16 protein-coding genes are annotated in these 13,066 nt (G+C 59.2%); 6 read left to right on the forward strand and 10 right to left on the reverse strand.

The features are described 5' to 3' along the window. Nucleotides 1–54: 54 nt before the first annotated feature. The 3 genes from LAB08_RS18905 to LAB08_RS18915 all read right to left on the reverse strand — a co-directional run bounded on the left by LAB08_RS18905 (nucleotide 55) and on the right by LAB08_RS18915 (nucleotide 1,842). Nucleotides 55–1,071, reverse strand: coding sequence for an ABC transporter substrate-binding protein (locus LAB08_RS18905; RefSeq protein WP_096510263.1), 1,017 nt, complete (start codon nucleotides 1,069–1,071; stop codon nucleotides 55–57). Nucleotides 1,072–1,189: 118 nt separating this feature from the next. Continuing rightward, entirely contained in the window at nucleotides 1,190–1,393 is a 204-nt protein-coding gene (locus LAB08_RS18910) for a hypothetical protein (protein ID WP_096510262.1), read from the reverse strand. Then, complete coding sequence (locus LAB08_RS18915) at nucleotides 1,393–1,842, reverse strand: hypothetical protein (protein ID WP_172901582.1); 450 nt, start codon at nucleotides 1,840–1,842, stop codon at nucleotides 1,393–1,395. The genes LAB08_RS18910 and LAB08_RS18915 overlap by 1 nt, the downstream gene beginning before the upstream one ends. Nucleotides 1,843–2,273: 431 nt before the next feature. On the opposite strand from LAB08_RS18915, the gene LAB08_RS18920 reads away from it, so the two are divergent. From LAB08_RS18920 to LAB08_RS18930, 3 genes are all read left to right on the forward strand, one after another. Beyond that, a complete protein-coding gene (locus tag LAB08_RS18920; protein WP_096515305.1) occupies nucleotides 2,274–2,510 on the forward strand; it encodes a hypothetical protein in 237 nt (78 codons plus the stop codon). Between the two features lie 160 nt (nucleotides 2,511–2,670). After that, complete coding sequence (locus LAB08_RS18925; RefSeq protein ID WP_096510260.1) at nucleotides 2,671–2,901, forward strand: hypothetical protein; 231 nt, start codon at nucleotides 2,671–2,673, stop codon at nucleotides 2,899–2,901. A 133-nt stretch (nucleotides 2,902–3,034) separates the two neighbouring features. Next, a complete protein-coding gene (locus tag LAB08_RS18930; protein ID WP_096510259.1) occupies nucleotides 3,035–3,274 on the forward strand; it encodes a DUF2789 domain-containing protein in 240 nt (79 codons plus the stop codon). A gap of 8 nt (nucleotides 3,275–3,282) precedes the next feature. Here the strand turns inward: LAB08_RS18930 and LAB08_RS18935 are convergent, their stop codons facing one another. The 3 genes from LAB08_RS18935 to LAB08_RS18945 all read right to left on the reverse strand — a co-directional run bounded on the left by LAB08_RS18935 (nucleotide 3,283) and on the right by LAB08_RS18945 (nucleotide 5,979). After that, the gene (locus tag LAB08_RS18935; protein ID WP_096510258.1) at nucleotides 3,283–3,486 is read right to left on the reverse strand and encodes a hypothetical protein; all 204 of its coding nucleotides are present in this window, start codon (nucleotides 3,484–3,486) and stop codon (nucleotides 3,283–3,285) included. Between the two features lie 276 nt (nucleotides 3,487–3,762). Next, the gene (locus tag LAB08_RS18940; RefSeq protein WP_436799336.1) at nucleotides 3,763–5,385 is read right to left on the reverse strand and encodes a methyl-accepting chemotaxis protein; all 1,623 of its coding nucleotides are present in this window, start codon (nucleotides 5,383–5,385) and stop codon (nucleotides 3,763–3,765) included. A gap of 189 nt (nucleotides 5,386–5,574) precedes the next feature. Beyond that, a complete protein-coding gene (locus LAB08_RS18945; protein WP_007935965.1) occupies nucleotides 5,575–5,979 on the reverse strand; it encodes a TraR/DksA family transcriptional regulator in 405 nt (134 codons plus the stop codon). A 364-nt stretch (nucleotides 5,980–6,343) separates the two neighbouring features. Here LAB08_RS18945 and LAB08_RS18950 point away from each other — a divergent pair, with 364 nt between their 5' ends. Beyond that, nucleotides 6,344–6,955: a glutathione S-transferase gene (locus LAB08_RS18950; protein ID WP_096510257.1), complete on the forward strand. Its 612-nt coding sequence runs from the start codon at nucleotides 6,344–6,346 to the stop codon at nucleotides 6,953–6,955. Nucleotides 6,956–7,212: 257 nt separating this feature from the next. Here LAB08_RS18950 and LAB08_RS18955 read toward each other — a convergent pair whose 3' ends face one another. Then, a complete protein-coding gene (locus tag LAB08_RS18955) occupies nucleotides 7,213–8,145 on the reverse strand; it encodes a hypothetical protein (protein ID WP_096510256.1) in 933 nt (310 codons plus the stop codon). A 349-nt stretch (nucleotides 8,146–8,494) separates the two neighbouring features. Here LAB08_RS18955 and LAB08_RS18960 point away from each other — a divergent pair, with 349 nt between their 5' ends. After that, a complete protein-coding gene (locus LAB08_RS18960; RefSeq protein WP_096510255.1) occupies nucleotides 8,495–9,178 on the forward strand; it encodes a response regulator transcription factor in 684 nt (227 codons plus the stop codon). Further along, nucleotides 9,156–10,550: a sensor histidine kinase gene (locus LAB08_RS18965; RefSeq protein WP_096510254.1), complete on the forward strand. Its 1,395-nt coding sequence runs from the start codon at nucleotides 9,156–9,158 to the stop codon at nucleotides 10,548–10,550. The genes LAB08_RS18960 and LAB08_RS18965 overlap by 23 nt, the downstream gene beginning before the upstream one ends. A gap of 117 nt (nucleotides 10,551–10,667) precedes the next feature. Here LAB08_RS18965 and LAB08_RS18970 read toward each other — a convergent pair whose 3' ends face one another. From LAB08_RS18970 to LAB08_RS18980, 3 genes are read right to left on the reverse strand one after another with little or no spacing between them, the layout of a single operon-like run. Then, complete coding sequence (locus tag LAB08_RS18970; protein ID WP_096510253.1) at nucleotides 10,668–11,078, reverse strand: SRPBCC family protein; 411 nt, start codon at nucleotides 11,076–11,078, stop codon at nucleotides 10,668–10,670. A 27-nt stretch (nucleotides 11,079–11,105) separates the two neighbouring features. Then, nucleotides 11,106–11,903 carry an SDR family NAD(P)-dependent oxidoreductase gene (locus LAB08_RS18975; protein ID WP_096510252.1) on the reverse strand — a complete coding sequence of 266 codons (798 nt, stop codon included), beginning with the start codon at nucleotides 11,901–11,903 and terminating at the stop codon, nucleotides 11,106–11,108. A 2-nt stretch (nucleotides 11,904–11,905) separates the two neighbouring features. Continuing rightward, entirely contained in the window at nucleotides 11,906–12,922 is a 1,017-nt protein-coding gene (locus LAB08_RS18980; protein ID WP_096510251.1) for an aldo/keto reductase, read from the reverse strand. Between the last annotated feature and the right edge of the window lie 144 nt (nucleotides 12,923–13,066).

Here is a 13,066-nt window from a genome sequence, read left to right on the forward strand (position 1 = left end):
CAGATCCAATGTGGGAGCGAGCCTGCTCGCGAAGGCGGTTGAACATTCGCCACATCACTTCAACTCGGCAGCCACCTTGTCTGCAACATCCTTGGGCACCCAGGCCTTCCACACATCTGGATGCTTCTTCATGAAATCTTCCGCCGCCTGACGCGGTGCGGTGTGTTTTTCGCTCATCTCGGCCAACGCCTTGTTCAGCGGGTCGATGGGAAAATCAACCTTGGTGAAAAACTCGGCAATCTGCGGGTACTGCTTCTGGAATGGCGACGACACACCAATGGACAGCTTCGAAGGCAGCGACCGGGTAGGTTTCGGGTTCGGGTTGTCGGCGTCGGTCAGGGTTTTCCAGGCTTCGGCATCAAACGGCGGCTCTTCCAGCTGAATCAGTTTGAAGCGCCCGAGCAATGGCGTCGGTGACCAATAATAGAACAGCACCGGTTTGCCCCGGCGGATCGACGAACTGATCTCGGCGTCCAGTGCCGCCCCTGAACCGCTGCGGAAATTCACGTAGCTGTCGTCCAGCCCATAAGCCTTGAGCTTCTGCTTGTTGACCACTTCCGAGGTCCAGCCGATGGGGCTGTTGAGGAAGCGCCCCTTGTTCGGCGCCTCCGGGTCCTTGAACACGTCCTTGTATTTGGGCAGATCGCTGACACCGCGCAGATCCGGCGCCATGGGCTTGATTCCCTTGGCCGAGTCGCCCTTGATCACGTACTCCGGCACCCACCAGCCTTCGGTGGCGCCCTTGACCGTGTCGCCGAGACTGGCGACCTTGCCTTCGGCCTCGGCCTTGACCCACACCGGACTGCGCCCGGCCCACTCTTCGCCAATGACCTGAATGTCATTGTTGGCCAGAGCGGTTTCCAGGGTGATGGTGGTGCCCGGCAGCGTGTCGGTCGGCAGGCCATAGCCCTTTTCGACAATGATCCGCAGGATATCGGTGATCAGGCTGCCGCTTTCCCAGTTCAGGTCGGCGAAATGGATCGGCGCCTGGGCGGCCAGCACCGGAACGGGTAAAGCCAACAATCCGCAAGTGGCCAGGACAGCGGCCAGCAACCCTCGAAAACCTTTCATGCTTTTGCACCTCGTGCTGTTCACAGCAATCGCAGGATGGCCTGGCAGAAGACCGCAAAGCCTCTGAACATTCAGTCATCTGACTGTAGTAGAGGTTCCTGCTTTCGAGGAGATCGGACTAATTTTCGGAAACGTCCTGCAAACGCATCAGCTCTCGCCTGACCATGCCGGCGTATTCCGCCGGGCGCAACTCGTAGAGCTGTGACGCCACCCAGTTCAGCCAGGCCCCGCGCAGAACCGTTTTCTGCTCGAACAAACGCCGGGCTTCGACCTGGGCGCTGGCCTGGTTCTGTTGGTGGAAACCGGCGCGGGTGAGGCTCATTACTCGCTCGCCTTGAACGTCACCAGTTCGCCCTTGCGCCACTTGGCGGCCTTGGCGGTAACGGCTTTGAGCGTCTTGGTCAGGCCTTCCTGCAACTGCTGGTGGGCCGCAAACACCGTCACCGCGCTGTGGCCTTCCTTGAACACTATGGCCTCGCCGTCGGCGGTGGTCACAAAGGCGTAGTCACCCAGGCCGTAGACCGTCAGTTTGATTTCGCGGAATTTGATTTCCAGCTTGCCGCCTTCGCGACTGGGCAGGACCGAGGCGCTGAAATGGTCACCGACCTTGAGTTTGAGCCCCGGCTTGTCATCCACCACCAGCGCCGATTCGGTGTCGATCTCGGCGACGTAGATGCCTTCGGCGTTCTGTTCGGTGATGTAAACGAAACGTGACTGAAACTGTTTAACCAGCTTTGCGCGCAAATCACCCAGCACGAACAAAGCATGCATATCGAGATTACTTACTGCCAAGGAACCATCCCCACATCTGAAAATGATGCTGCACGCATAAAAAACGTACAGCCGAAAAAAGCGGCAATGCCGACGGTGTAAACAGATAAACCCGGGTCGAGATCCTGATGGGCAGAGCGCTCATCTATCCCGAGGCTTGAGCAGACTACTGGACGCCGCTCGCCTCGTCCTGACTGGCATTCGTCAAAGGTTGAAGGAAAACGCCCTTTGTACGGCCAGAGAAATACGGACTATCGACTTCAGGGAAAAAACTCTTAAAAAAAAGCACTTTTCTGACATATCGCCAGCCGAAAATTGCTTTAGATAAACATCGATCACCTACCAGTGAGGGTGATTCTAGAGCAGCCATGCTCACCGAGACTACCCATACCGACGTGCATACGTCGGTAAAACAACGAAAAGGACTTCCCATGTGCACGCTGACACACTTCGCCCATACCCTGACACCTCCACCCATTCCACGTCCGGAGGTGTTGCAACACGCCGAACTTCAGTTCCAGGTCCCCGTTCTTCCGAGGTTTCAGGTGATCCTGGCCGGCAATGCGTTCTTCCATATCAAGGAAACGTCCACTGGGCATGTAAGAGGTTTCCGCACCGATCATAACGAAGCCTGCGCCCTCGCCCGCTCGCTCGAGTCACGTATTTGACACAAGGTGCCTCTTCATTCTTAGAGACGTTTCGTCATGCCGACGACTTAACTCAGCCGCCGGCCCGCAACTGCTGCCATACTGCCCGACCAATCAATCGCGTCCCGCCACGGTGGGCGTCGTTGAACACAACAATATATTTTCAGGGGAAGGCAGCAACGTGACGGAATTTGATATCGGCGAGTTTTTTATCCGGGGCGAAGCCAGAGAGGTCGATGGCGAGTTCCAGGCCGTGATTGTCATGCGCGCCAAGCCACCGCTGAAAACCGTAACTTACCACCAGGTCGAGAAAGACCGCTGGTTCAAGTCCACGGAGACCGCCGCCCTCGCCGCGCTGGAGTCTGCGAAGGAACTCAAGGCGGCCGTCGATGCCGGTGCCTTGAAAGCCTGAGGGGCGGGTTTGCGGTCTATGCTCACTTCTGCGTTTGAATATTGATTTCGAACTCCTGAAGCTCGGCCCCCTCAGAAGTACGGGAGCCGTCCTTCAGGCTTCAAACTCGATTCACCCCTGCCAGGAGATGAACATGGAATCCCCGACCCACGACTTGAAAGGTTTGTTCGATCAGCTCGGCCTGGACTCCACTCAGAACGCTATCGACGATTTCATCGCCAGCCATTCACCGCTGCCTGACGACAAAAAACTCATCGACGCCGAGTTCTGGACCCCGCAACAGTCAGGTTTCCTGAAAGAACAATTGCGTGAAGACGCCGACTGGGCGCGGGTTGTCGATGACCTGAACCTGCGCATGCACCAGGTACATTGACCAAAGGCTCAATGCAGGCTGTCCGGGATGTCGGCGTTCAATTGCGCCAACCAGGCAGCCTTGCACTCCTGCGCTTCTTCGCGACTGGAAAATGCCGTACCCCGGCGTTCGCCGTTCAACAGCACCACCCAGCACACGTTCTGGCCCAAGGCTCGCAAACTGGCGGGCACACCGGTGCCGATCATCACCGCGACATCTACTTTGGTTTGCATGTTGGCCCCTCAACTCCGTTAGCTACCTAACAATGTAGGTATGGTAATGAGTCGAGCGGTGCGCAAACAATAACGACTTTGTAGAGCTTCGTTGCCGAAGTTGTAACAATCTGCGGTTTCTGGATTGGAAAGATTGGGTGTGCATATCCGTTTCTGCGGTAACGGCGACTGACGGTTTCGCTTTTACAGCGAGTCACTTGGAAAAACGGAACGCCGCCCGGCGCAGCCGTTACCAAAGTAACGGATATGTACACCACCCCAAATCCAAACCCACTACTAGCGAGGCTTCTGCGGTTTATACCCCAACCGCAACCCACCCCAATGCCGCCCCCTGACCACAATTGGCACCGACAGGTCATGCATCAGCTCCCCAGTGTCACGCGTGTAGGTCTGCAACAACACCGCCTGCTGATGACTGCCACAGCGAATCCCGGTGCGGTCGGCAAACTTGCGTTTGGTGCGGTTGTGCAAGGTATCGACCTGAACGTCACCGGTCAGCGGCTGGCTAAAGACTGCGTTGTGAGTCGGCACATAACCCTGCTGGGTACAGGCAATCGCGAACACCAGGCCTTCATGGCGCGGCAACAGCGGTTCCTGGATCGCCGGCAATACCTGATCGGTGTAGCGATCGAAGCGCGTCTGGTACTTGGCCGGGCTGGTGCCGGCAATCGCCTGGTAATTGCGGTCGAACAGGTCATCGAGGCTGACGCGACCGGCCTCGATGTCCGCTTCGAAACGCGCCGCGATCTGACTCGCGCCTTCCCGGGCCAGGTCATAGATTCGCTGGTGATACTCGTCCAACCCAACCTCGGCCAGGCGTTCGCTGATGGTTTCGGCCTGGCCTTCCATCTGTACCGCGGCCTCGGCCAGGCGCCGGGTCTGTTGATCGCTGATGGCCAGGTCACTGCGCATCTGCTCGATGGCGTGAAACAGGCTATCGAGTTGTTCGCGATTGGTTTCGGCACCGCGGGCAATTTCCCCGACCTGGCCTTCGACGCTGGCTGCCAGGCGGGCGATGTTTTCCAGGTGCTGCCCGGTGTGCTCGACCTGCTCGACACCGATGTCGAGGTCACTGGACAGCTGGCGGATCTGCTCCACCACTTGTGCCGTGCGTTGCTGGATATCGGCCACCATCTCGCCGACTTCGCCGGTCGCGGTCGCCGTGCGCGCGGCGAGACCGCGCACCTCGTCGGCCACCACCGCAAAGCCACGACCGTGTTCTCCAGCCCGCGCCGCTTCGATTGCAGCGTTCAAGGCCAACAGGTTGGTCTGGCTGGCGATGGACTGGATGACCAGGGTTACGCGCTGGATGTCGTCACTGCGCAGGCTCAGGGCTTCGATCAATTCACGGCTGCTATTGGCCCGCTCGCTGAGTCGGTGCATCCGCGCAATCGACTCGATCAACTCGCTTCGCCCGGCCGCGCCACTCTGGTGCGCCTCACTCGCGGCGCCAAGCGCCTCGCGACTCAGGGTCGAAGTGGCCCGTTCGGTGGCGATCATCACTTCGGCATTGCTGACGATTTGTGCTGCGGCGCCGAGTTGCGATTGCAGTTTGTCCGCCAGTTGCTTGACCGAAAAGGCCACGCCGGCGGCGGACAGTGCGTTATGACTGGTGGTGAAGGAAAGATCGCGGGTCAACGCGCCGATGGTGTCGGCCGTATCGGCAGGCGCGGCTTCAGGGGCTGCGCGTGACCGCAGGCGCGGCAGCCAGACAATCAGCACAGCCAGTGGCAGGCCAACATACAGCGGCCAGCCCCCGAGCGTCATGCCACATAGCAACAGCATCAGGGCGATGCTCTGCAACGTCGGTGTCAGCCAGCGGTTTTTCGGCAAACGTATTGGCGCAGGCACCGCTGCAACCGCAGAGCCGTCTCTCGTCATCGTAATCACCCCAAACATCTTCTAATTGTTGTTTTCGCATTGAACGCCACCAAAAGGCCATTATCCATAAGCCTTTAGTCGCGGGTGTTGCGGCAAATCAACAGAAAATTTCGCGGACGACAAAAAGCATCGCGGGCAAGCCTGCTCCCACAGGGTTCACGATGATCCTGTGGGAGTGGGCTTGCCCGCGATGGGGGCGACGCCGAATCAGGCCTGACGCTGGTGCTTGTCGATCTGTTCGTGACGTTCCTGAGCTTCGATGCAGTACTTGGTGGTCGGGCTGATCAGCAGGCGCTTGAGGCCGATAGGCTCGCCACTGTCGTCGCACCAGCCGAAGCTGTCTTCTTTAATACGCTCCAAAGCTTGTTCCAACTGAGGCAGCATGCGCTGATCGCGATCGATCGCGTTCACCAGCCAGGTGCGCTCTTCTTCCACGGACGCCGCGTCAGCCGGATCGGCCGGGGTGTCCAGGCTCTCGATGGCGATGCGGTTCTGTTCGATGCGCTCATGGGTTTCGACTTTCATGTTCTGCAACAGCTCGGAGAAAAAAGCATGTTGCTCGGCATTCATGTAGTCATCCGCCGGCATGGCCAGCAACTTGTCCTTTGTCATTGATATCTCTATAAAAAAACGTGCATTAAGGCGAATAAGGGAGCGTTCCGGCGGACCTGGGCAGGCCATCGGAAAGGCGCCATTTGTTCCAAGCGCCACCCGGCACTCAATTTACGAGGGGCGGCAGTCTAAGGCCGACTTGAGGCCTCAGCAACTGAAAAGACAGCGAATTTGTCCGACAAGGCCTCGAAAATGCTCTATGACAGGCATCCAGGCGGATATCGGAGTGCGTTTATAGCAAGAAATTCCATTCAGGGGAGGTATATAGAAGACAAACGGCTGCGCGGCAGGGCCCCCGCTTGCAGGTCGCGCAGGCTTGGCTAAGGTTGTTCCTCCCGAAATGGCCATATCAAGGAGCGGTTAAATGAAGCTGATCGGCATGCTGGATTCTCCCTTTGTGCGGCGCGTGGCCATCTCTGCCAAGCGACTGGGCATCGATCTTGCGCACGAATCGGTCTCGGTGTTCAGGACCTTCGAGCAGTTCCAGCAAATCAACCCGGTGGTCAAGGCACCGACCCTGGTGCTGAATGATGGTGAAGTATTGATGGACTCCACCCTGATCATCGACTACCTGGAAACCCTGGCCAGCCCTGACCGCAGCTTGATGCCCACGGGCATCGAACAGCGCCTGCGCTCGCTGCGCCTGATCGGACTGGCGCTGGCGGCGAGCGAAAAGTCGGTGCAGCTATATTACGAGCGCAACCTGCGGCCAGCGGAAATTCAATATAAGCCGTGGGTCGAGCGAGTCGAGGGGCAACTCGCGGCAGCCTATAAGGCGCTGGAGCGGGAACTGGAAAAGCAACCGTTGAAAACGGATGGCTCGATTGACCAGGCTGGCATCACCCTCGCGGTGGCGTGGAGCTTTACCCATTATGTGTTGCCGGATCAGGTGCCGATTGAGCAATTCCCGAGGATCGCTGCGTTCACTGACTATGCCGAGGGGCTTGAGGTGTTTATCGATACGCCGATTGACTGACAGATTTGCTTCGTCAGATCTGACCTCTTCGCGAGCAGGCTCGCTCCCACAGTTGATCGCATTCTCCTGTGGGAGCGAGCCTGCTCGCGAATGGATCAACAGGCACTATCAGTCCCAGAGGCTAAAAGGCCGCTTCTACCAAAAGGCGGAAGCGGCGCAACTATCTATCAGTGCATGAACAACGCAATCAAAATAATGATCGGGATCGGCACGCCGAGAAAGAACAGCAGTAATGAACGCATGATAATTCTCCTGGTTTAGCGAACAGGTGCAGTGGTCACATAAGTGTCGGTTTCCAGATACACCACGGCATCCCGACGACGACCGCCGAACGTTGCGGCGAGGCTGGCGAAAAACGCGCCGAACAACAGCGCGACAAACATCCACAAGGTGGTCCAGGCGGCGACTTTGGCGGCGGTGTCGGCAGCTTGTTGTGCCGCCAGTTTGGTGTCGGCCACGGCTTTTTGCGTGCGGGCGTAGACCTCATCGACGCGACGCTCGGCATCCGCCTGGGTCAGGTTGGTCCGCTGCGCGACAAGTTGTGCAAGGTAGGTACGGTCCTCGGCGGCCAGTTGGCCATTGTTGTTCAAGGAACGAATGAAGATACGCGTTACGGTGCCGCGGGCAGCATCATCGCTGACGGCGGTCGGACGATCATCGCGAAACAGGCTGTCGATGTAATAGCCGAACTGATCGCTGTCGGTATTGGCAGCTGCCGTGCCCGCGACCTGGGTCATGGCACTGGCGGCACCACCGGCAACGTGCGCCCCGGCCTGTACACCCCCACTGACAATACTGCTGACTGAACCGGCCACCAGCGTGGCCGTCACCAGTGTCGCCACGCACCAGGCGAGAAAACCGTGGGCGGTGTCACGGAAATAGACTTCGTCGCCATGCATATAAGCCCACTTCACCCGCAGCCGGCCGGCAATGTAGCCACCGAGCCCGGAGGCAACGATTTGCGTGAAGGCCAGCCAGACAATCGTCGAGATGCCCAACCCTTTGGCGCTAACGCCTTCATTGGCCCACGGCGATACCGCGGAAAACCCCAGGCCAAAACCCAGCAGCACCAGTATCAGCGACAACGCCGCTGCTGCCGCCGCCCCGGCGAAGATCGCGCCCCAAGACACGCCAGAGAGCGTGGTCGAGTCATCTATGGCGGGATAGAAACCATCAGAGGATCTATTCATCGTTGTATCGCTCCAGGCAGAAAGATGGTGTTACAACTCTCGAATGAGCCGTTGCAGTCGCCGTGCCAGTCACGTCTTTTGAATAAATCGTCTTGCGTCAGCAACTTATAAAGATTGAACTTCCCGCGCCCATGCAAGATGCAACGAACGGGTAGGCTTAGCGGGTTTTATGCATTGAAGAGCAAAAGATCGCAGCCTTCGGCAGCTCCTGCATTTAGAACGCGATCCCTGTAGGAGCTGCCGAAGGCTGCGATCTTTTCAGCATCCATGAACTTTAATTTAGAAAGCCTGCGTACATTTCTTGGCAAAATGTCGCCTATCGTTGTGAACATCTAATCAGGCCAGCCCCATGACCCGCATCTTGACCATCGAAGACGACGCAGTGACCGCCCGGGAAATCGTCGCCGAACTGAGCAGCCACGGCCTCGACGTCGACTGGGTCGACAACGGGCGTGAGGGGCTGGAACGTGCGGTCAGCGGAAACTATGACCTGATCACCCTCGACCGTATGTTGCCTGGGCTCGATGGCCTGGCGATCGTCACCACCCTGCGGACCATGGGCGTGGCGACGCCTATCCTGATGATCAGCGCCCTGTCCGATGTCGACGAGCGGGTGCGCGGGTTGCGCGCCGGGGGCGACGATTACCTGACCAAACCCTTCGCCACCGATGAAATGGCCGCCCGGGTCGAGGTCCTGCTGCGCCGGCAGAACACCGTGACCGCCCAGGCCACCATGCTGCGGGTGGCGGACCTGGAGTTGAACCTGATCAGCCACGAAGCCAGCCGCGATGGCCAGATGCTCACGCTGCTGCCCACTGAATACAAGCTGCTGGAATTCCTGATGCGCAACACCGGGCAAATCCTGTCGCGGATGATGATTTTCGAGGAGGTCTGGGGCTATCACTTCGACCCCGGTACCAACCTGATCGACGTGCACATCGGACGCCTGCGCAAGAAAATCGACCCACCTGGCAATGTCCCGTTGATTCGTACCGTACGAGGCTCGGGTTATGTCATTGCCGAACCCGTCTAAAGGCTGGCGTTCTTCCAGCAGTCGCCTGCTGGCGCTCTACAGTGCGTTGTTCGTGACCTGGAGCGGCATTCTCATGGGGGTCATGTACTACGAGGTGTCCGCTTACCTGGACAACCTGGCCAAGCACTCGCTGATGCAACGCCAGCATCTGTTTTCGCGTTTCCAGGGCGAACAATTGGTGGACGCCCTCGCCGTCAGCATGACCTTCGACATTCGCGGCATCGACGCCTATGGCCTGTTCGATGCCGAGCATCGTTACCTCAACGGAGCCCTGCGTCACATACCCAAGGGCCTGCCGCTGGACGGCATGATTCATATGCTCGACGATTGCACAGAGTCCGACGATCCGACCCTGCCCGCCGACAGTTGCGACGCGGTGGCGACCCAGACGAAGGACGGCCGCTGGCTGATCCTGGTGCGGGACAACGGCTCGTTATTTGCCGTGACCCGGATCATCCTCCACGCCTTGTTCTGGGGCGTGACCTTGACCATCCTGCCGGGCATCGTCGGCTGGCACCTGCTGCGCCGCCGGCCACTACGGCGCATTCGCGGGATTCAGGCCAGCGCCGAAGCCATCGTTGCCGGCGACCTGACCCGGCGCCTGCCACTGTCCAACCGCCGCGATGAACTGGACATGCTTGCTGCCATCGTCAACGCCATGCTCGAACGCATCGAGCGTCTGATGCACGAGGTCAAGGGCGTGTGCGACAACATCGCCCATGACCTGCGCACCCCACTGACCCGCTTGCGGGCGCAGCTTTACCGCATGCAACAACAGGCCGGCGAAGGCTCGGCGCAAGCGACGCAGCTTGACCTGGTGCTGGCCGAGGCCGACACGCTGATGGCACGTTTTCGCGGATTGCTGCGGATTTCCGAACTGGAGGATCGCCAACGCCGTTCCGGCTTTGTGCAGCTCGATCCGGTGTCGTTGCTGCAGGAACTGCATGAGTTTTATTTGCCCCTGGCGGAGGACGACGGCCTGGCGTTTGAACTGCAACTGCCGGCGTCACTGCCATCGCTCAATGGCGATCGCGCCTTGCTGTTCGAGGCGGTGGCGAACCTGTTGAGCAATTCGATCAAATTCACTCCGCCCGGTGGCCGGGTGATTTTGCGTGGGGTCGATGAGCACGGGTATACCCGCATCGAAGTGCTCGACTCCGGTCCGGGTATTCCAGAGTCTGAACGGGTGGCGGTGTTCCAGCGTTTCTATCGCGCCGAAGCGGGTAACCTGAAAAGCGGTTTCGGGTTGGGCCTGTCGATTGTCGCGGCGATTGTCAGCCTGCATGGATTTACGCTGGAGGTCGGGACCAGTGAATTGGGTGGGGCGCGGTTGGTGCTCGATTGTCGGGAGAGTTTGATTACCCCGGCTTGATACAAAAACCTGTGGGAGCGAGCCTGCTCGCGAAAGCGGAGTGTCAGTCAACAGTAATGTTGAATGTCAGACTGCATTCGCGAGCAGGCTCGCTCCCACAGGGGGACGGCGGTGATTTCAGGTTGGGTAGTTGGCCCGCAATGCCTCAAGTCCACCCTGATAAATCCCGGTAAACAACGCCACCACTTCCTCGTCGCTCACACCCACCGGTTCAAACCGGCCGGACCAGGTCACCCGGGCACCCTGCCCCTGCGCTTCAACCTTGATCGTCGCCAGATAATCAGTCGCCGGAAACGGCGCCTGCACAATCGAGTAGCTGTAGGTTTTCCCGGCATTGTCGAACGCCTGCAGGCGCTCGATCACCACCGCGCCGTCCGCTGTTTGCAGGCTGCGCACGCGTCCACCTTCACTGAGTTCGCTTTTGGGAATGAACGGCAGCCAGTCAGGCAGCGAGTTGAAGCCGCCGATCAATTGCCAGACCTGATCAGCCGAGGCCGGGATGTCGATAAATGCTGAAGTTGTTGCCATGTAATGTTCTCGCTTAATCAAAAAGGTTCAGATGGCCAAGCTGTCGACGACACCGCCGTCAACCCGCAAGGCGGCGCCGGTGGTGGCCGAGGATAACGGCGAAGCGATGTACGCCACCAGGTTCGCCACTTCCTCGACATCCGCCACACGCTGGATGATCGAGCTCGGCCGGGCCTTGCGCACGAAGGCATCGGCTTCTTCGCGAACGCTGCGTCCAGAGGCGGCGACAGCATCCTTGAGCATTTCCTCCACACCATCGGTGAGGGTCGGCCCGGGCAGGATCGAGTTGACTGTCACTCCGGTGCCCGCCAGACGTTTGGCCAGGCCATGGGACACCGCCAGGTTGGCGCTTTTGGTCACGCCATAGTTGAGCATGTCGGCCGGGATCGCGATGCCGGATTCCGAGGACAGGAAAATCACCCGGCCCCAGCCCTGCTTGACCATATCCGGCACGTAATGCCGGGACAGGCGCACACCGGAGATTACGTTGATCTCATAGAACCGCGTCCACTCACTGTCGGGGGTGTCAAAAAAATCAACCGCGTTGTAGATCCCCAGGTTGTTCACCAGGATGTCGGCTCGTGGCTCGGCGGCGAACAGTTTTTCCGCACCTTCGGCCGTTCCGAGATCGGCAGTCAGCCCGCGCAGTTGAGCGCCCGGCACTTGCTGGCGAATGCTCGCCAGCGCCTGCTCGACCTTGGCCGAATCGCGACCGATCACCACCACCGTAGCGCCGGATTCGGCCAGCGCCTTGCTGATGCCCAGACCAATGCCGGCGGTGCTGCCGCTGACAATCGCCAGCTTTCCACTCAGATCGATTTTCATGCTCAAGCTCCAATGATGGGTAATGGGGCGCGTTCGGACACCAGCTTCGCGTCACGCAGTGCCTGCCAGAAGGCAGCGGGAATCACCGCCGACAACGCGGCGACGTCTTCGGCAATCCGCTCGGGACGGCTGGCACCTGGAATCACTGCCGCCACTGCCGGATTGGCCAAGGAGAATTGCAAGGCAGCGGCTTTGATATCGACACCATGGGCAGCTGCAATGCGTTTGATGTGCTCGACTTTGGCGATGATCGCCGGGCTGGCCTTCTGGTATTCGAAGTGCGCGCCACCGGCGAGGATGCCCGAGCTGTACGGACCGCCGACCACGATCTCGACGTTCTGCGCCAGCGCTGCGTCCATCAGGCGCTGCAAGGCGCGATCATGGTCCAGCAGCGTGTAGCGACCGGCCAGCAGGAAACCGTCCGGCTGCGCTTCGCTCAGGTCCAGGGTCAGTTCGCACGGCTCAACCTTGTTCACGCCCAGGCCCCAGCCCTTGATCACGCCTTCTTCACGCAGGCGGGTCAGCACTTTGAAGGCACCGGTACGGGCCTGATTGAAATACTCCAGCCATTGATCACCGTAGAAATCCTGGGCGATGTCATGCACCCAGACAATGTCCAGGCGATCGGTTTGCAGGCGCTTGAGGCTGTCTTCGATCGAACGCATCGTCGCGTCGGCACTGTAGTCGTTGACGATCTTGTTCGGGCGACCGTGCTCGAACACCCCGCTCTTCTCACCGAGATCGCGGGCGGCGGCGTCTTCGACTTCGTCGAGAATCACCCGGCCAACTTTGCTGCTCAGTACATAGTCGTCGCGGTTGTAACGGGACAGTGCTTCGCCGAGGCGAATTTCCGACAGCCCCGAACCGTAGAACGGCGCGGTATCGAAGTAACGCACACCGGCATTCCAGGCGGCATGGACGGTGGCTTGCGCTTCTTCCTCGGGGATGGCGCGGAACATGTTGCCCAGCGGGGCGGTGCCAAAACCCAGCGCGCCGGGCAGTTTGTCTTTCAAGCTCATGAATGATTCCTCTCAAATGTCTGGTAACCCTGTAGGAGCCGACTTGCCGGCTTCTACAGGGAACGGTTATTTGTCTTACCGATGGGCAGATCCTAGATTGCGATGGTCGGACCGTCCAAGACATAATGTGCAGCACTTGAGTCC

The organism is Pseudomonas izuensis (genome assembly GCF_002356535.2).
In the GTDB taxonomy this organism is placed as follows: domain Bacteria; phylum Pseudomonadota; class Gammaproteobacteria; order Pseudomonadales; family Pseudomonadaceae; genus Aquipseudomonas; species Aquipseudomonas izuensis.